18 protein-coding genes are annotated in these 16,788 nt (G+C 62.7%); 10 read left to right on the plus strand and 8 right to left on the minus strand.

The features are described from left to right. Positions 1-187: 187 nt before the first annotated feature. Both AO692_RS05715 and ubiA read left to right on the plus strand, forming a co-directional pair. Positions 188-727, plus strand: a complete 540-nt coding sequence (locus AO692_RS05715; RefSeq protein ID WP_054309058.1) for a GNAT family N-acetyltransferase — start codon at positions 188-190, stop codon at positions 725-727. 57 nt (positions 728-784) lie between these two features. Beyond that, positions 785-1,768, plus strand: a complete 984-nt coding sequence (gene ubiA / locus AO692_RS05720; protein WP_054309059.1) for a 4-hydroxybenzoate octaprenyltransferase — start codon at positions 785-787, stop codon at positions 1,766-1,768. Positions 1,769-1,779: 11 nt separating this feature from the next. Here ubiA and AO692_RS05725 read toward each other — a convergent pair whose 3' ends face one another. The 3 genes from AO692_RS05725 to AO692_RS05735 form a co-directional block, all read right to left on the minus strand. After that, on the minus strand, positions 1,780-2,346 hold the full coding sequence (locus AO692_RS05725; protein WP_054309060.1) for a DUF6101 family protein: 567 nt from the start codon (positions 2,344-2,346) through the stop codon (positions 1,780-1,782). Positions 2,347-2,527: 181 nt separating this feature from the next. Next, entirely contained in the window at positions 2,528-3,952 is a 1,425-nt protein-coding gene (locus tag AO692_RS05730) for an FAD-binding oxidoreductase (RefSeq protein WP_054309061.1), read from the minus strand. A 9-nt stretch (positions 3,953-3,961) separates the two neighbouring features. After that, a complete protein-coding gene (locus AO692_RS05735; RefSeq protein ID WP_054309062.1) occupies positions 3,962-4,933 on the minus strand; it encodes an L-threonylcarbamoyladenylate synthase in 972 nt (323 codons plus the stop codon). Between AO692_RS05735 and AO692_RS05740 the strand changes: the two genes are divergently transcribed. Continuing rightward, positions 4,920-5,510 (plus strand): hypothetical protein, encoded by a 591-nt coding sequence (locus AO692_RS05740; protein WP_152979732.1) that lies wholly within the window; start codon positions 4,920-4,922, stop codon positions 5,508-5,510. The genes AO692_RS05735 and AO692_RS05740 overlap by 14 nt on opposite strands. A gap of 61 nt (positions 5,511-5,571) precedes the next feature. On the opposite strand, the gene AO692_RS33095 is transcribed toward AO692_RS05740, so the two are convergent. Beyond that, entirely contained in the window at positions 5,572-5,844 is a 273-nt protein-coding gene (locus AO692_RS33095) for a hypothetical protein (RefSeq protein ID WP_161808044.1), read from the minus strand. Between the two features lie 146 nt (positions 5,845-5,990). Next, the gene (glyS, locus tag AO692_RS05750) at positions 5,991-8,162 is read right to left on the minus strand and encodes a glycine--tRNA ligase subunit beta (RefSeq protein WP_054309065.1); all 2,172 of its coding nucleotides are present in this window, start codon (positions 8,160-8,162) and stop codon (positions 5,991-5,993) included. A 204-nt stretch (positions 8,163-8,366) separates the two neighbouring features. Between glyS and AO692_RS05755 the strand changes: the two genes are divergently transcribed. Further along, positions 8,367-8,549: a hypothetical protein gene (locus AO692_RS05755; RefSeq protein WP_054309066.1), complete on the plus strand. Its 183-nt coding sequence runs from the start codon at positions 8,367-8,369 to the stop codon at positions 8,547-8,549. 2 nt (positions 8,550-8,551) lie between these two features. On the opposite strand, the gene AO692_RS05760 is transcribed toward AO692_RS05755, so the two are convergent. From AO692_RS05760 to AO692_RS05770, 3 genes are all read right to left on the minus strand, one after another. Continuing rightward, the gene (locus tag AO692_RS05760) at positions 8,552-9,496 is read right to left on the minus strand and encodes a glycine--tRNA ligase subunit alpha (protein WP_054309067.1); all 945 of its coding nucleotides are present in this window, start codon (positions 9,494-9,496) and stop codon (positions 8,552-8,554) included. 174 nt (positions 9,497-9,670) lie between these two features. Further along, the gene (locus tag AO692_RS05765; RefSeq protein ID WP_054309068.1) at positions 9,671-11,437 is read right to left on the minus strand and encodes a tetratricopeptide repeat protein; all 1,767 of its coding nucleotides are present in this window, start codon (positions 11,435-11,437) and stop codon (positions 9,671-9,673) included. 277 nt (positions 11,438-11,714) lie between these two features. Beyond that, positions 11,715-12,731, minus strand: a complete 1,017-nt coding sequence (locus AO692_RS05770; protein WP_054309069.1) for a polyprenyl synthetase family protein — start codon at positions 12,729-12,731, stop codon at positions 11,715-11,717. Between the two features lie 153 nt (positions 12,732-12,884). Here AO692_RS05770 and AO692_RS05775 point away from each other — a divergent pair, with 153 nt between their 5' ends. From AO692_RS05775 to moaB, 6 genes are all read left to right on the plus strand, one after another. Next, complete coding sequence (locus AO692_RS05775) at positions 12,885-13,109, plus strand: DUF2007 domain-containing protein (RefSeq protein ID WP_054309459.1); 225 nt, start codon at positions 12,885-12,887, stop codon at positions 13,107-13,109. After that, a complete protein-coding gene (locus AO692_RS05780) occupies positions 13,106-13,897 on the plus strand; it encodes a methyltransferase (RefSeq protein WP_054309070.1) in 792 nt (263 codons plus the stop codon). The genes AO692_RS05775 and AO692_RS05780 overlap by 4 nt, the downstream gene beginning before the upstream one ends. Before the next feature lie 173 nt (positions 13,898-14,070). After that, on the plus strand, positions 14,071-14,934 hold the full coding sequence (locus tag AO692_RS05785) for a S49 family peptidase (RefSeq protein ID WP_054309071.1): 864 nt from the start codon (positions 14,071-14,073) through the stop codon (positions 14,932-14,934). A gap of 82 nt (positions 14,935-15,016) precedes the next feature. Next, positions 15,017-15,202 (plus strand): hypothetical protein, encoded by a 186-nt coding sequence (locus tag AO692_RS05790; RefSeq protein WP_054309072.1) that lies wholly within the window; start codon positions 15,017-15,019, stop codon positions 15,200-15,202. Further along, positions 15,199-16,125, plus strand: a complete 927-nt coding sequence (locus AO692_RS05795) for a 4-(cytidine 5'-diphospho)-2-C-methyl-D-erythritol kinase (RefSeq protein WP_244483263.1) — start codon at positions 15,199-15,201, stop codon at positions 16,123-16,125. The genes AO692_RS05790 and AO692_RS05795 overlap by 4 nt, the downstream gene beginning before the upstream one ends. Further along, a complete protein-coding gene (gene moaB / locus AO692_RS05800) occupies positions 16,112-16,660 on the plus strand; it encodes a molybdenum cofactor biosynthesis protein B (protein WP_054309073.1) in 549 nt (182 codons plus the stop codon). The genes AO692_RS05795 and moaB overlap by 14 nt, the downstream gene beginning before the upstream one ends. Positions 16,661-16,788 lie beyond the last annotated feature (128 nt).

Genomic DNA, 16,788 nt, shown 5'->3' on the forward strand with positions numbered 1-16,788 from the left:
AGCTCTGGCTATTGGCGATGACGCGACAGGTCAAGGCGAGATCACCCATATCAACCGCTACGGCATTGCGGGCTGGCAGACGGCTGCCTATCTGCGACCCGAAGAGTCTTTGATCCTTGTCCGAAAAGTTTTCAACTTTTTGCTTCGCTGACCTTCGGTTCGGGGCCAAGCTGCTGCAGGATTTGTCATGACCGTCACCATCGAACGCGCCGCCCCCCTCCTCTTCGACGCAGCCGGCAAAGCCGACTTCAGCTTCGAGGTCGATGCCTATCTGGAACCCGCTTTCGACACACCGGTCTGCGAATGGCAGCGCATCACGACTGAGCCCTATGTGAAAAGCTACGGCAAGACCGACGAAGACGCCGGAGAATGGGACGAGGACAGCGCTTTGTTCGTCGCCATGCTGGACGACGCGCCCATCGGGCGGCTTTCCGTCACTCGCAACTGGAACGGCTATGGCTTGCTCGACCATTTCGGTGTCGACCGCCCGCACAGAGCTGCCGGCATCGGAAGCCGATTGCTCGACCGCGCCAAAGGTTGGGCGCGGGAGCAAGGCCTGCCAGGGCTTTCGCTGGAAACCCAGAACAACAATCTCACCGCGTGCCGCTTCTATGAACGGCAGGGTTTCCAGCTCGGCGGCATCGACCGCTTCTTCTATCGCGGACTTCATCCCGGCACCCGCGAGATCGCGCTGTTCTGGTACCTGCCGTTCGCGCCACAAATCTGAGCTGGCGGGACACCATGTCTGCTTGACGCCCACGCCGCGGCCTGCCACTCCAAGCCCATGGAAACCATACAGTCGAAATCGGCCCAGGGACGTGTCGCCGACGCGCCGAGCGGGCACTGGGTCTATCGCGTGCTGCCGCGCTGGCTATGGCCCTATGCGCAGCTCGCGCGCTGGGACCGGCCGATTGGCTGGCAACTGCTCCTGTGGCCATGCTTGTGGTCGGCCGCACTTGCAGCCAGCGCCTATGCCCGGCCCGAAGACAGCCTGCTTTCGCTGCTGCCCCTGCCCTCGACGCTGATCCTGTTCCTGCTCGGTGCGATCGCCATGCGCGGCGCCGGCTGCACCTACAACGATCTCGTCGACCACGACATCGACAATCAGGTGGAGCGCACCCGCTCACGCCCGCTGCCATCCGGCAAGGTCAGCCGCAGGCAGGCCCGGACCTTCCTCATCCTGCAAGCTCTCGTCGGGCTGGTGGTGCTCGTCCAGTTCAACGGCTTCGCCATCCTGCTCGGCATCTGCTCGCTCGCGGTCGTGGCGATCTATCCATTCATGAAGCGCTTCACCAACTGGCCGCAGTTCGGGCTCGGCCTCGCTTTCTCGTGGGGCGCGCTGATGGGCTGGGCAAGCGAGTTCGCCGATCTCGATGCACCGGCCTTCCTGCTTTATATCGGCTCGATCCTCTGGGTGATCGGTTACGACACCATCTATGCCCACCAGGACAAGGAAGACGACGCCATCGTCGGCGTGCGCTCCACCGCCCGCCTTTTCGGCGAACACACCAAGTCCTGGCTAGCCGGTCTCTATGCCGGCGCGCTGATGTGCTTCGCCGTTGCCTTTGCCTCGGCGCAGGCGCCAGTCGTGGCGCTGGCGGGCTTGATCGCCGCCGGCGCGCACATGGCCAGGCAGATCGTGACGCTGGACATCGACAATCCGGAGCAGTGCCTCAAGCTGTTCAGATCGAACAACCAGGTCGGCTGGCTGATCTTCATCGGCCTGATCGGCGGAGCTGTCTGGGTAGCGGTGAAGCCGCTGCTCTAGGCGACTTCTTTCTACTCTCGCGCGATAATCTCCTCGCCGCCGATGACCAGCCTGAGGCCGAGGTCGCCGGTGCGGCGGCGGGCCAGGAAGCGTGGGCGGCGGGTTGTGGAAATGCGACCCTTGCGGCGTGCGCGCGGCGGCTGCGTCTTGATCGCAGCACCGAGCGACTCTTCCAGCGTACGGGCGACGCCGTCCGCCTCGACCAGCAGCATCGGCAGGCCGAACGCTTCCGCCCAGGCACGCCAGTCGGCAGCGATGTCGTCGAGGTCGTCGGCAACCAGCAGCGGTACCGACAACATCGGATCCGTGTGCAGCAGTTCCAGCGTCACCGTGACATTGCCGTCCTCGTCCTCCATGGCGCGTGCGGCAACGCCGCTGAACGCCTTGGCCGGGAGGGCGATAACGACGGGCATGCCACTCATCTGCAGCTTGCGGCGCATGATAGCGCCGCGCCGATCGATGGTGAGGGTGATGTCGCCAGAATCGTCGCGGGCGGCGTAGCTCACCACCTGCGGCAGGCGAAACGGGTCGAGGCGCATGTTGCGCCCAGCCCAGACTGGCTTCAGTCCGGTGTTCATGGATGCCTTCCTGTCTCTCCTGAGAGCCGGGTATCCCGGTCTTCTCCGTGCGGGTTTTCCCGCCTCGTTATGGGGAAAGACTAGCGGCGGCTCCTTACCGGCCCGCTTAAAAAAGTCGGTTAAATTTTGCTGATCTTCCAGATGGTTATCGGAATCCCACCAGCGGGGACTTTCGAAACGATCAGATAACCTTACCAGGATTCATGATTCCGGCGGGATCGAAAGCAGTCTTCACCCGGCGCATCAGGTCGATGGCCATCGGCGGCGCCGTAGCGATCAGTTCGTCGCGCTTCAACTGGCCGATGCCGTGCTCAGCCGAGATGGAGCCGTTCAGCGAGCGCACGACATCGTGCACGGCCTTGTTCATGGGGCGGTAGAGATCGAGGAAGGTCTTGTCGTCGCCATCGACAGGCCGGGAAATGTTGTAGTGCAGGTTGCCGTCGCCCATATGACCGAAGCAGACGACACGGGCGCCTGCACTGACCGAGGCCACAGCCTTGGCGGCGCTTTCGATGAACGTAGGGACCGCGGCGATCGGCACGGAAATGTCGTGCTTGATCGAAGCGCCTTCGGCCTTCTGCGTTTCCGGCAGCGTTTCACGGAAGTTCCAGAAGGCATCGGCCTGGCCAAGGCTAGCGGCAATCACCGCGTCATCCGCAAGGCCTTTTTCCAGCCCCTCCGACAGGATGTCCTCGATCAGCGCCCTGGCGTCCTCGGCAGAGCGGCCGGAGGAAACCTGCATCAACACATACCAGGGCCAGTCATCGGCTAACGGGCGGATCACACCGGCGCCGTGGCGCAGCGTGAAATCGTAAGGTGTCCTGGCGATCAGCTCGAAGGCAGTCAGCGCCGGGCCGGCGCGATCTTCCGCCAGATTGAAAAGATCGAGAGCTGCTTGCGGCGACGACAGGCCGACAAAAGCGACTTCGCGCCCCTTCGGCTTCGGAAACAGCTTCATGACGGCGGCGGTGATGACACCCAGCGTGCCTTCGGCACCAACGAACAGGTTCTTCAGATCGTAACCGGTATTGTCCTTCTTCAATTTGCGCAGATCGTCGAAGACCTCGCCGGTCGGCAGCACGACCTCGACGCCGAGGCAAAGCTCGCGCGTGTTGCCGTAGGCGAGAACGCCCGTGCCGCCGGCATTCGAAGAAAGGTTGCCGCCGATCTGACATGACCCCTGGGCGGCCAGCGACAGCGGAAACAGCCGGTCGGCGGCATCGGCCGCTTCCTGCAGCGTCTGCAGGATGACGCCGGCTTCGACAGTTGCCGTGTTCGACTGCACGTCGATCTCACGAATGCGGTTCAGCCTCGACAGCGAAAGCACGATCTGATGTCCGGAAGCATCCGGCACCTGCGCGCCGACCAAGCCGGTATTGCCGCTCTGCGGCACGATCGGAGTGCGCGTTTCGGTGGCAAGCCGCAGGATACGGCTGACTTCCTCGACGCTGCCGGGCCGCAGCACCAGTGGGGTGTGGCCATGCCACAGCCCACGCCGCTCGATCAGGTAAGGAGCGATGTCGGCCTGATCGCGCAACGCATATCTGTCGCCAACGATATCGGCAAAGCGCTGGAGAAGGTCAGGCGAAAGATCGGTGTCGGTCATGGCCAAGGACTAGGTCTCCACGAGAGGTTTGTCACGCGGTGCTGCGGCGCGCGCAAGCCGATCGTTGATCGCCTCGCCGAGCCCATCCTGAGGCACCGGTTCGACGGCAATGACCGCAGCGCCCGAGCGGTCGAGTGCCTGCATGAAAGAGAACAGATTGGCTGCCGCTTCGGTGAGATCGCCACGCTCCGACAGGTTTTTCACGGCAACGGCATCTTGCCAGCCTGCGGTGCGTTTCGGGCCAAAGGCAAGCAGCGCCTCACCTTTCACTATCCTCTCGACGCTGAGCCGCATTGCCGCGCCCGGCGCATAGTGCGAGGCCAGCATGCCCGGAGCCTGGATGCCCACGGCACCGCGCAGGAGCAGAACACCAGCAACGGCCTCGATGTCGGTCGCAGCGATACCGCCGGGACGCAGGAGGCGCAGGCCTCCCTGCTCCACCTTGACGATGGTCGATTCCAGCCCGACGGGCGTTGCGCCGCCGTCGACGACAAGCTTTATGCGGGCACCCAGATCATCCGCCACCGCACGCGCGGTCGTGGCGCTGATCCTGCCCGACGAATTGGCCGACGGTGCTGCCAAGGGGCGACCGAGGCGACGAATCAGTTCGCCACCGAACCCCTTGGGCATACGCAGCGCGATCGTATCCAGACCGGCGCTTACCAGCGGGTGGATGCCGGCTTCCTGGCGCAACGGCAACACGAGGGTCAGTGGCCCCGGCCAGAAGGCTTCGGCCAGCCTGCGCGACAGCGGGTCGAAAATCGCGATACGCTCGGCCATCGCCATATCGGCGACATGGGCGATCAGCGGGTTGAAGCGCGGCCGGCCTTTGGCTTCGAAGATCCGGGCAACTGCCTGGCCGTTGGTGGCATCGCCGGCGAGGCCATAGACGGTCTCGGTCGGAATGGCGACGACCTCGCCGGCTTCAAGCAAAGCCAGCGCCGGTTCCAGCGCTTCAGGTGCGGGTATGATGTCGGCCACGGTTACAACCTTATTGAAGCGGCTGCGTAATACGCTGCGCAGCCGTGGGCAAGCCTCAAGCGCGATCGCTAAAATGCCCGTGACCGCCGTAAGCCGGCATCAAGACGATTGCCCTAAAGTGCCGAATGGGAAAATCGGGCAAGGGGATATCTTCATGCGTAGCATGGTGATGGCATTTTTCGGCCTGTGCATGGCAGGCACCGCACAGGCATCGTCACTGATCTATTTCAGCGATGTCGAACCGGCGTCGACACCTTCGGTGGTCGCGCCCGCAGCAGCCGGACAAAACGTGGATCCAAGTGTGCAATCGGCTGCCGGCCAGATGCGGGGCGCTTCAGTCATTCTGGCGGGTGAAGCCGAGATGCCGGTGACCCAAGAAAAGGTTTCGGCCATTCCGGATCGAAGCGGGCCGGCACGTGCGACGATGGTGATCCGCGATGGTGTGGTGGGCGCTGCATTGCCGCGCCACATGGCCAAGCCGGTGGTGGCAAACGGCAAACAACCGGCAACGGAAGTGTCCGCGAAAGCTGGAGAGGACGGCCTGGCGAAAGGATCGAAACCCGACACGGCGCGCTAAAAACCAGCCGTCCGCGCGGGCAGGACGGCAACAGCCGCCCTGCCCGCGCGGCAAAACCGGCTCAGGCCGCGGCCTTGGCTTCGTCTTCCTCGCCGTCGTCCTCATTGTCCGACTCTTCATCCTCGGCGGTCTCTTCACCATCCTCGGATTCATCTTCATCGTCGGACTCGTCTTCGGCTTCCTCGCCGTCGTCGTCCTGTTCGTCTTCGTCGTCCGAAAGCACGACCTCGTCATCATCACGGGCTTCGAGTTCGTATTCGGGAGTTGCTTCAAGCAGCGCCTCGTCAGAGGCCAGGGTGTCTTCAATCATTTCGGGTTCGGCAACGAATGTCATGAAAGCCTCCGTGGAGTTCGAGTGAACACCCGATTTGTCCCACGTCGACATCATCGCCATATGACTGTAAGCCGGCTCGACCGGCTATTTCACAAGCCCCTGAAATAGTTCGTTGGAGCGCGTTTTAGGCGCTCCAATTTCGGCGATCAGCCGGCGATCTTCGAAAAATCGGCGACGCGATCCGTGGCCGCGCGTATGCGCGAAAGCAGCGCCAGCCGGTTCGCCCGGACGGCCGCGTCGTCATCATTGACCAGCACCTTATCGAAGAAGGTGTCGACCGGCTCGCGCAGGGTGCTCAGCGCCACCATGGCGCCGGAAAAGTCTTCCTTGCCAATGGCTTCGCCAGCCTGGGCTTCGGCCTGGCCGATCGCGCCGAACAGTGTTTTCTCCGCATCGTCGCGGAACAGCGTCGGATCGACGGCAGCAGCCACAGCCGTGCCCTTCTTTTCCTCGGCGGCGAGAATGTTGGCGGCGCGCTTGGTGCCGGCGAGCAGGTTCTTGCCGTCCTCGGTGTCGAGCAGCTTGCCGAGCGCCTCGACACGGCGCACGACGGTCAGCAGGTCGTCGGCATCCGGCGTGATGACGGCATCGATCAGATCGTGCCGTGCGCCCTGGTCACGCAGATAGACCTTCAGGCGGTCGTGGAAGAAGGAAAGAAGGTCCGAGGCCCAGTTGTCAGCCAAATCCGGCGTCGTGCCAGTTGCCCTGGCTCTGTTAGCTTCCGCAAAGGCCTTGCGAAGTCCCAATCGTGCTCCATTTTCGATCAGAATCCTGATTACGCCCAGAGCTGCGCGGCGCAAAGCATAAGGGTCCTTGGAGCCCGTCGGCTTCTCGTCGATAGCCCAGAACCCGACAAGCGTGTCGAGCTTGTCGGCCAGCGCCACCGAAACCGAAACCGGGTCGATCGGCACGCGGTCGGACGGTCCCTGCGGCTTGTAGTGCTCCTCGATCGCTGCCGCGACGGAGGCGTTCTCACCCTGCAGCAGTGCGTATTTGCGCCCCATCGCACCCTGCAGCTCAGGGAATTCGCCCACCACCTCGGTCTGCAGATCGGCCTTGGCCAAAACGGCAGCACGCCCGGCCAACGCGGGGTCAGCGCCGACCGCCGGTGCTATTTCGCGCGCAAGCTTGCGGATGCGCGCGACGCGCTCGCCCTGCGTGCCCAGCTTGGCATGGAAGGTGACATCGAGATGGTCCAGTCGTGCCATGCGCTGGTCGAGCGGCTTGGCCAAATCGAGAGCGAACTTCGCTGCCGAGCCCTCCAGGGCGCCGAGGTCCGGCAGGTCGCCCTGGTCGGTGTTCCAGAAATAGAGCGCGTCCGACAGGCGCGCGCGCACCACCTTGCCGTTGCCATGCGCGATTTCGGCACCGCCGTCCTTCGCCTCGATGTTGGCGGTGAGGATGAAGCGGCTGGAGAGGTTTTCCGCCTCGCCCTGCGGACGGGTGACGAAACACTTCTGGTTGGCGCGAATGGTCAGGCGGATCACCTCGGGTGGGATCGCCAGGAAAGCCTGTTCGAATGCGCCCATCAGCACGACCGGCCATTCGACCAGGCCCGAGACTTCCTCGAGCAGCCCTTCGTCCTCGACCAGATCCAGCCCGTTGGCGAAGGCCAGGTTGCGGGCATCGGCCAGAATGATCTCCTTGCGGCGTTCGGCGTCGATGACGACCTTGGCGCTCTCAAGCTTCGCCGAATAGTCGTCGAAGCGTTTGACCGTAATGACCCCGGGCGCATGGAAGCGGTGGCCGTAGGTGATATTGCCGGAGCGGATGCCGTCGACCTCGAAATCGACCACCACCGGCTCCTCGGTTTCCGGCCCGAAGGTGCAGACGATGGACTGCAACGGGCGAACCCAGCGCAGCGAACCGGGCTTGGCCGATGCTGGTCCCCAGCGCATCGACTTAGGCCAGGGAAAGCCGCGGATGATTGCCGGCACCAGCTCGGCGATCACTTCTTCCGCGGCGCGACCTGGCTTGGAGATATGGGCGACATAGAAATCGCCCTTCTTCGGATCGGCATGGACATGCGCGTCGGCGACAGAGGCCAGGCCCGCCTTGCGCAGGAACCCCTGGATTGCCTGTTCCGGCGCCTTCGTGGACGGGCCCTTGATCTCCTCGCGCACATCCTTGGAGCGCGCGGTGAGCCCACGGATGTCGAGCGCCAGACGTCGCGGCGTCCAATATTCGCGTGCCGCCTCATAGGTGAGACCCGCCTCGACCAGACCGTCGGTCAGCATCTTCTTCAGATCACCGGCGGCCTTCCTCTGCATGCGAGCAGGGATTTCCTCGGAACGTAGTTCAAGAAGCAGATCGGGCATGGTCGGTCTCAAACGGGAAAGCTGGCGCGGCAATAGCAAGTCGCCCGCGCGCTGTCACCCTTAGTACGAAACAACGGGCGAATGAAAATTTCGATGGCCATGTCGGGATGCGGCCCACTCACCCGTCCTAGGAGCACAACGACATCATCGAAACACAGCGCTGAAGCGGTCGACGCTCAGACGGGAAACTATTGGCCGAAAACCATGAGAACGGCATCGACATTGCTTCAGGTCATCGCGCTCAGCGCCTGCTTCGTCAATCAGGTCGAAGCGCCAGCCGAATTCCGGATGCCCGGCGTGCGCCAAGCCTTGAAAACCATCGCCGGGCCGGATCGCCAGTCGCTATTTGCAGCAGTCGTCGATGCCGAGCTGGTCGACGAGATGTAAGATCAGGCGGCCAGCCCTCCAGCCTCGGTCAGCAGGAACGCCTCGCCGCAAGCCTTGGCCAGATTGCGCACGCGCAGGATGTAGCTCTGGCGTTCGGTGACCGAGATCACGCCGCGCGCGTCGAGCAGGTTGAAGACGTGGCTGGCCTTGATGCATTGATCATAAGCCGGGAACACCATCCTGTGCATGGCGACATTGGCGTTGGCGCCAGGCGCGCCGGCGTCCAGCAACGCCTTGCACTCGGCTTCCGCATCCTCGAAATGGCGCAGCAACATGGCCGTATTGGCATGCTCGAAATTGTGCCGCGAATATTCCTGCTCGGCCTGCAGGAAGACCTCGCCATAAGAAACGCGCTCCGGTCCTTCCATGCCGTTGAAGTTCAGGTCGTAGACGTTGTCGACGCCCTGCACATACATGGCAAGCCGCTCCAACCCGTAGGTCAGTTCGCCGGCGACCGGCGCGCATTCGATGCCGCAGACCTGCTGAAAATAGGTGAACTGCGACACTTCCATGCCGTCGCACCAGCACTCCCAGCCGAGCCCCCAGGCGCCCAGCGTCGGACTTTCCCAATCGTCCTCGACGAAGCGGATATCGTGCAGCAGCGGATCGATGCCGATCGCCTTCAGCGAGCCGAGGTAGAGCTCCTGCAGGTTCGACGGATTCGGCTTCAGGATGACCTGATACTGGTAATAATGCTGCAGCCGGTTCGGGTTCTCGCCATAACGGCCATCCTTCGGGCGACGCGACGGCTGCACATAGGCGGCATTCCAGCGGCGCGGTCCGAGCGCACGCAGTGTCGTGGCCGGATGGAAGGTACCTGCCCCCACTTCCATGTCGTATGGCTGCAGGATGACGCAGCCATGCGCAGCCCAATAGTTATGCAACGTCAGGATCAGACCCTGGAACGAGCGCTTGGGGTCCAGATTGGCGGGAAGTTCGGCGGTCACGGCGGCCTCGACAGGGAGCTGCAGGATGCGCCACTCCCTAGTGCCGAGGGGGGAGGGCGTCAAGGCGACGAGCCAGTTACAAGACACTGGAAGTCAAAGAGACGATGCGATCGGAACAGGGCCACCTCTTGGAAGGCCCGCACGAGGCCTTCCAATTCGCTGTGCCGACCCAGCTCAGCCCTTCGGGGCTATCGGCTTGGGTTTCGGCGCTTCCTGGGCGGTCTTGTTCTCGAGCGGCGGCAGGCCCTTGAGCAGTTTCTGCTCGACGGAGGCCAGCACATCGGGCTCGGGCTTCAGGTCGCGCGCGTGACGCCACTGGAAGGTCGCTTCCAGCTTGCGGCCGACACGCCAGTAGACGTCGCCCAGATGGTCGTTCAGCACCGGATCTTCCGGCTTCAGCTGCACGGCGCGCTCCATTTCGCGCACGGCGTCGTCGTAGCGGCCAAGCTTGTAGTACGCCCAGCCCAGAGAATCGACGATGTAGCCGTCGCTCGGCCGCAGTTCCGCGGCCTTCTTGATCATGTTCAGCGCTTCCTTGAGGTTGGTGCCCATGTCCACCCAGGAATAACCCAGGTAGTTCAGCACCTGCGGCTGGTTCGGATAGAGCTCCAGCGCCTTACGGAAATTCGGCTCGGCCTTCGGCCATTCCTTGATCCGTTCATAGGCGATACCGCGCTGATAGAAGATGTTCCAGTCAGCCTTGGTCGGCGTTTTCAATACCGCGACCGCCTTGTCGAAGAGCTCCGCGGCCGATCGGAAATCCTGCTTGGAAGCGTAAACGCCGCCCAGAGCCAGATAACCGCGCATGTCTTCCGGATTGGCCTCGACGAGAACCTTCAGTTGCTTGATCGCTTCGTCATTGCGGCCGAGATCGGCCAGGTTCAGGCCGGTCTGCAGCTCCGAGACTTCCTTCAGCGGCGAGGAAGCGGGGATGCGGCGGTAGAAATCGATGGCGCGATCGCCGTCCTTCAGTTGCTCGGCCACAGCGGCCAATTGCACCAGAACCACGTCGCTGTCGGGCTTCAGTGCCAGCGCATATTCGAGATACAGGCGCACGAAAGGTTCGCCGCCACCGCGGTTGAGCGCGGTGGCCAGGTTGAGCAGGATCTCGGATGAGCCTTCCGACGGATTCGCAACCAGCGGCTCCGGCTTCTCGCCCTTGCTGATCTTGTCGCGCAGCGAGACGATCTCGATCTTGCCCGGGCCGAACTCTTCCGCCTGTTTCAGCACCGAAAGCGCCTTGTCCTTGTCACCCTTGCGGGCAAGGAAGGTTGCGTAGGCCTGCGCAGCGCGCATCCAGGTTTCAGGTGCGGCTCCCCCGGCAGAGGTGTTGCCGATCGCCTCGGCGTAGGCGGCGTCAGCCTTATCGGTCTGCCCTGCCGCGTCGGCGATCAGCGCACGATGATAGGCCTTGAACAGGTCGAACCATTCCGGCCCTTCCAGCTTGCCGACATAGTCCATGGCGTCGGTGCCCTGGCCGGCACCCTGCATGGCCCAGCCGGTCATGACGCCACAGATCAGCTTGTCGAGATCCGCGCCAAGCGAAAGCTTCAGCCAATACTGTGCCTTGGCGAAGTCCTTCTTCTTGAAGCTGTCGACCGCCAGCGCCAGACGTGAGAAGCGCTCGATGTCCGGCACTTCCTTCAGCTTGTCGGCATAGGGCAGCGATTCCTCGAAGCGGCCCTGGGCGATCAGTGAGAGCATCAGGCTTTGCTGAAGCTGCGTATCCTCGGGCGCGAAGGCCAGCGCCTGCTTGTAATAGTTGATGGCGTTGTCGAGATCGTTGTCGTTTTCGGCGACCCTGGCCGACAGATAGGCCCCGGAAAAGGAGTTGATTTCGACAGGTGCCGATGCCTGCGCAGCAAACCCGGACTGCGTCTGGGCCGCAAGGCCAGCGAGAATGGCCAGGCTCGAAAGCCAGCGAGCACGTCTTTGCCGCATCGTATTCCTTTCTGGCGGGCGCCTCCCCTGCTTAAGCGGGGATCGCCAAGAATCCTTCTTTCCGGCAAAGCATGGCCTTTTTGGGGTCGCGCATCAATCCGGATCGCGGTCACAATGCGGACATCGCCTTAACAAAGCATGGCTGCCGATGAGGTCGCTCGTACTGAGGAATGGCTGCCGCGCCGGCGATCGTCGCATGCGGTTGCCGCGCTTACCATGAAATAAATCACGTGAGGCTCTGTTCGCAGCCTTCAGGGCCGTCAATTCAACCGTCGGCTCAATTCACGCGGCTGATGCAGAAATCGATGACGTCGATCAGCGCCGTCTTCTGAGGGGTTTCCTCAAGCGGCGCCAGCGCATCGCGGGCGATCTCGCCGAAGTGACGGGCGCGGCCAATCGTGTCGGAGATAGCGCCATGGCGTGTCATCAGACCGATCGCCTTTTCGAGACCGGCATCGTCAGCCACGTTCTCCTCGATGGCGCGCTTCCAGAAGGCTCGCTCGGTCGAGGTACCCCGCCGATAGGCAAGGATCACCGGCAGCGTCACCTTGCCTTCGCGGAAATCGTCGCCGACATTCTTGCCGAGGTCCTTCGAGGAGCCGCCATAGTCCAGCGCATCGTCGATAAGCTGGAAGGCAAGCCCGAGATTCATGCCATAGGAACGCAGCGCGGCACGATCGGTACGCGAAGCTCCTGCGATCACCGGACCGACCTCGGCCGCGGCCGAGAACAGCGCGGCGGTCTTCGCCTTGATGACAGAGAAATGCTCGTCCTCGGTGGTGTCGAGATTCTTGGCGGCAGCAAGCTGCATGACCTCACCCTCCGCGATGATCGAAGCCGCCGAGGAGAGGATATCAAGCGCATCCAGCGAGCCGACATCGACCATCATGCGAAAAGCCTGGCCGAGCAGGAAGTCGCCGACCAGCACGCTTGCCTGGTTGCCCCAGATCATGCGCGCCGTCTTCTTGCCGCGCCGCATGCCGCTTTCGTCGACAACGTCGTCGTGCAGAAGGGTGGCGGTGTGCATGAACTCGACGCTGGTCGCCAGCTTGACGTGACCGTCACCGGAATATCCGAACATCTGGGCTGCGGCGAGCGTCAGCATCGGCCTCAGCCGCTTGCCGCCTGACGAAATCAGGTGATTGGCAACCTCCGGGATCATCTGCACGTCGGAGCCGGCCTTGGAAAGGATCAACTCGTTGACGCGACCCATGTCCGACGCCGTCAGATCAATCAGGTCCTTGATCGAAGCAGCTTCCCGCTTTCCGCCTTCGAGGTTGAGAACAACACCCACGCCAAAACTCCCGTCCGCCGCGTCACGCACGCTGCCTTGATTGGACTCTAGCGGCGCGAGCGCATACGGCAAGTGGCGAATTGGCGCGGATTGCGCAAGAGGGTGCTCGAGCAAACCGTTTACATCGTTGATCCAAGCTGCGATTTTGCCGCCATGATCGAGCTCATCCGCACCAACGATGCCGTTGTCATCTCCTTTGTCGAATCGCTGATGCGCGATGCCGGCATAGGCTTTCTCACCGCCGATCAGAACATGAGTGTGCTGGACGGTTCGATCGGCATCCTGCCTCGTCGGATATTGGTCGATGACGAGCAGATCGAGGAAGCCCGCCGCATCCTTACTGACGCCGGCATCGCCCACGAAATCCGCCGGACATGACAGCGGCTGAACCGGCGGCCGCGCCCAGGCATACGATCGACGCCTTCCATCGCGGCCGCTTCTGGCTGGTGCAACCGGCCGATGGCGGACACCGCGCCGGCATGGACGCCATGATGCTGGCCGCCGCCGTGCCGACAGGTTTTGCCGGCCTGCTTGCCGATTTCGGCGCCGGTGCCGGCGCTGCCGGGCTCGCTGTTGTTTCGCGTTGCGAGAGCGCGAAGGCGACCTTGGTCGAACGTTCGCCCGAAATGGCAGCCTTCGCGGAAGCATCCCTGGCGCATCCGGCCAACCAGCATCTCAGCGACCGGGTGACAGTGCTGCGCGCCGACGTCACGCTGACCGGCAAAGAGAGAGGAGCTGCCGGGCTCCCCGACAATCGATTCGACTTCATCATCATGAATCCGCCCTTCAATGCCGGCGAGGACCGCGCGACGCCCAATGCGTTGCGGCGCGAGGCGCATGTCATGGCAGACGGACTGTTTGAAGCCTGGGTGCGTAGCGCCGCCGCCGTGGTCAAGCCGCGTGGCGGCATCGCGATCATCGCGCGGCCAGAATCCCTGGCAGCGATCCTCGAGGCCTTGGCCGGCCGTTTCGGCAACGCGGATATCGTGCCGGTGCATCCGCGCGCCGATCAGCCGGCCATCCGTATCGTCGTCCGTGGCTTTCTCGGCGCGCGCGGCAAGCTGGCGTTAAGGCCGCCGCTCATCCTGCACGAGGCCACTGCCAAAGGTCTTTTGCCGCGGGCCGACGCCATCAGCAACGGAACCGCCACGCTTTTCGGAGATTGACCTTCATTCACCATTGCCGTCTTGCGGCGAATGCCTACATGCCATTAGAGCGCCGCGCGTCCTTTTGGACGCGCAAAGGACGCTCTAACACTTTGAATTTGCGTATGATCCTTTCCGAAAATCGGTTCCGATTTTCGGGGTCATGCGCTAGCCCAACCGGAGAACCACATCCCGTGCGTCGCCTTTTCAACCGCATCCTGCCGAGATCCTGGCGCTCCACCGATGTCGTCGTACCCGTTATCCGGCTGCATGGCACGATCATGGCCAGCGGCAGCCCGCTCAGGCAGAACCTTTCGCTGGCTTCCACGGTCGGCTTGATCGAAAAGGCCTTTTCCTTTTCTGGCCCCGCCGTTGCGATCTCGATCAACTCACCCGGCGGTTCCCCCGTGCAGTCGCGGCTGATCCACAAGCGCATTCGTGACCTGGCCACGGAGAAAAACAAGAAGGTCTTTGTGTTCGTGGAGGACGTGGCTGCTTCCGGCGGCTACATGATCGCCGTCGCCGCCGACGAGATCATCGCCGATCCTTCCTCGATCGTCGGTTCGATCGGTGTCATTTCCGGCACATTCGGCTTCACCGACCTGATAAAGAAGATCGGCGTGGAGCGCCGTGTGCACACCGCCGGCAAAAACAAATCTTCGATGGATCCATTCCAGCCCGAAAAGAAGGAAGACGTCGAACGGCTGAAAATGCTGATGCTGGAACTGCACGAGACGTTCATCGATCTGGTCAAGGAACGGCGCGGCGCAAGGTTGAAGGATGACCCGGATCTGTTCACCGGCTTGTTCTGGACCGGCAAGAAGGGCTTTGAACTGGGTCTCGTCGACGGGCTCGGTGACATGCGCAGTACGCTCAGGGAGCGTTTCGGCCCGAAGACGCAACTCAAGCTCGTCACCCAGTCACGCGGGCTGTTCAGCCGTTTCGGCCTGTTCGGCTCATCCGGCGGCTTCACCGCTCCAGCTTTGGCCGCCGCCGGTGTCGATGCGCTTTTCGATGCGGCGGAAGAACGCGCTCTGTGGAGCCGTTTCGGTCTTTGAAAAGCCACGAGAACGGTCTACGATGATGACTTGCCCGACCCGAACGTCTGCCACCGAGGACCATTGAGGGAGGAGTTTCGATATGCCACAGATCATCTTCTTCATCGTCATCGGCGTCGTCGCTTATGTTGGATACCGCTCCTTCATCAAGGAGGCTGAACGCGTGACCGCCAAGGTGCGGCGCACCGAGCAGCAACGCGCCAACGGTACGATGGGGACGCTGGTGAAAGACCCCAAGACCGGCGAATACCGGCTGGCCAAGGATTGAGCTCCACGGCACTCGACCCCGAATCTGCCGACCATGCCGTGGACGCCCGCCTGGCGCCCGCGAAGGTCAATCTCGCCCTTCATGTCACCGGCTTGCGAGCCGACGGCTTTCACACGATCGAAAGTCTCGCCGTGTTCACCCGTTTTGGGGATCGTATCGAAGCACACAGGGCGGATGAGGATCGTTTCATCGTCTCGGGCCGTTTTGCCGGGCTCGTGCCGACCGACGAAACCAACCTGATCCTCAAGGCACGCGACGCGTTGCGCCGCCACGCCGACCCGAAGAATGCACCAGCGGTAGCGATTTCGCTCGAAAAGAACCTGCCCGTAGCTTCCGGTATCGGCGGCGGATCAAGCGATGCTGCGGCGGCATTGCGCGCTCTTGCCTCGATCTGGAAGCTCGACATCGATGAGATGGAATTGGCGCAGATCGGCTTCTCGCTCGGCGCCGATCTGCCAATGTGCCTCAAGGCACAACCGCTCCTTGCCCATGGTGCGGGCGAGACGATTTCGACCGTAGCCAAATTCCCGGCGCTCGGACTGGTCATGGTCAATCCAGGCGTTACGGTCGCTACCGCCGATGTGTTCCGATCGCTTGCCCGCCGCGACAACGAGGTTCTGCCACCGCTGCCGGACGTCATCGACTTCCACAGCCTGCTGGATTGGCTTGAGGCGACACGCAACGACCTCGAGCCCGCTGCCGAGACGATCTCGCCGCTGATCGGCAAAGCCCGGGCCGCGCTGCTGCGCGCAGATGCGGCCTTCGCCCGCATGTCGGGTTCGGGCGCCACCTGTTTCGGCCTGTTCGAGACAGGCAACGTCGCCAAGCGCGCAGCGGCCAGCATCCGCGCGCGGCATCCGGACTGGTTCGTCGCCGCAACGCGGTCGATGGCATCGGAGGTTCACGAAGTTGAATACGCCTGAGACGAGCCGCTCCTTCATTCCCATCCGCATCGCGGTGCTGACCGTATCGGACACACGCAAGCTGGCAGACGACAAGTCCGGCCAGACACTGGCCGACCGCATCGAGGCAGCGGGGCATGTCCTGGCCGCCCGTGACATCGTCACCGACGACAAGAACAAGATCCGCGACAAGGTCCTCGCCTGGTCGAAGGACGAAGATGTCGACGTCGTCATCACCACGGGCGGCACCGGCTTCACCGGACGCGACGTCACGCCGGAAGCGCTGGAGCCGATTTTCGAGAAACGCATGGACGGCTTCTCGGAGGTGTTCCACCGTATCTCCTATGACAAAATCGGCACATCCACGATCCAGAGCCGCGCCACCGGCGGTGTCGTCAACGCCACCTTCGTCTTCGTGCTGCCGGGCTCGCCCGGCGCATGCAAGGATGCCTGGGACGGCATCCTGAAAGCCCAGCTCGACTATCGGCACATGCCCTGCAATTTCGTGGAGATCATGCCCAGGCTGGATGAGCATCTGCGGCGGAGCGGTAAATAGGCCTCAACGGCCGTTGCAGATTCGTACCTTCGTTTCACAGTCACTTGTGACGTTTGGCCTCTGGATCGACATTCCTAAACAGGGATCAAACGACTATTCTGCGTGCTTCTCCATGTGGATGGGAGGCA

This window comes from Mesorhizobium sp. 1M-11 (assembly GCF_001303895.1).
Taxonomy (GTDB): Bacteria; Pseudomonadota; Alphaproteobacteria; order Rhizobiales; family Rhizobiaceae; genus Mesorhizobium.

What these genes read in the sequence shown, in the direction of transcription:
- AO692_RS05730 (WP_054309061.1), bottom strand. Translation starts at nt 3,952, where the DNA reads ATGACCGACACCGATCTTTCGCCTGACCTTCTCCAGCGCTTTGCCGAT.
- AO692_RS05740 (WP_152979732.1), top strand. Translation starts at nt 4,920, where the DNA reads ATGATGTCGGCCACGGTTACAACCTTATTGAAGCGGCTGCGTAATACG.
- AO692_RS05725 (WP_054309060.1), bottom strand. Translation starts at nt 2,346, where the DNA reads ATGAACACCGGACTGAAGCCAGTCTGGGCTGGGCGCAACATGCGCCTC.
- AO692_RS05790 (WP_054309072.1), top strand. Translation starts at nt 15,017, where the DNA reads ATGCCACAGATCATCTTCTTCATCGTCATCGGCGTCGTCGCTTATGTT.
- glyS (WP_054309065.1), bottom strand. Translation starts at nt 8,162, where the DNA reads ATGCCCGATCTGCTTCTTGAACTACGTTCCGAGGAAATCCCTGCTCGC.
- AO692_RS05765 (WP_054309068.1), bottom strand. Translation starts at nt 11,437, where the DNA reads ATGCGGCAAAGACGTGCTCGCTGGCTTTCGAGCCTGGCCATTCTCGCT.
- AO692_RS05775 (WP_054309459.1), top strand. Translation starts at nt 12,885, where the DNA reads ATGATCGAGCTCATCCGCACCAACGATGCCGTTGTCATCTCCTTTGTC.
- AO692_RS33095 (WP_161808044.1), bottom strand. Translation starts at nt 5,844, where the DNA reads ATGACATTCGTTGCCGAACCCGAAATGATTGAAGACACCCTGGCCTCT.
- ubiA (WP_054309059.1), top strand. Translation starts at nt 785, where the DNA reads ATGGAAACCATACAGTCGAAATCGGCCCAGGGACGTGTCGCCGACGCG.
- AO692_RS05780 (WP_054309070.1), top strand. Translation starts at nt 13,106, where the DNA reads ATGACAGCGGCTGAACCGGCGGCCGCGCCCAGGCATACGATCGACGCC.
- AO692_RS05755 (WP_054309066.1), top strand. Translation starts at nt 8,367, where the DNA reads ATGAGAACGGCATCGACATTGCTTCAGGTCATCGCGCTCAGCGCCTGC.
- AO692_RS05715 (WP_054309058.1), top strand. Translation starts at nt 188, where the DNA reads ATGACCGTCACCATCGAACGCGCCGCCCCCCTCCTCTTCGACGCAGCC.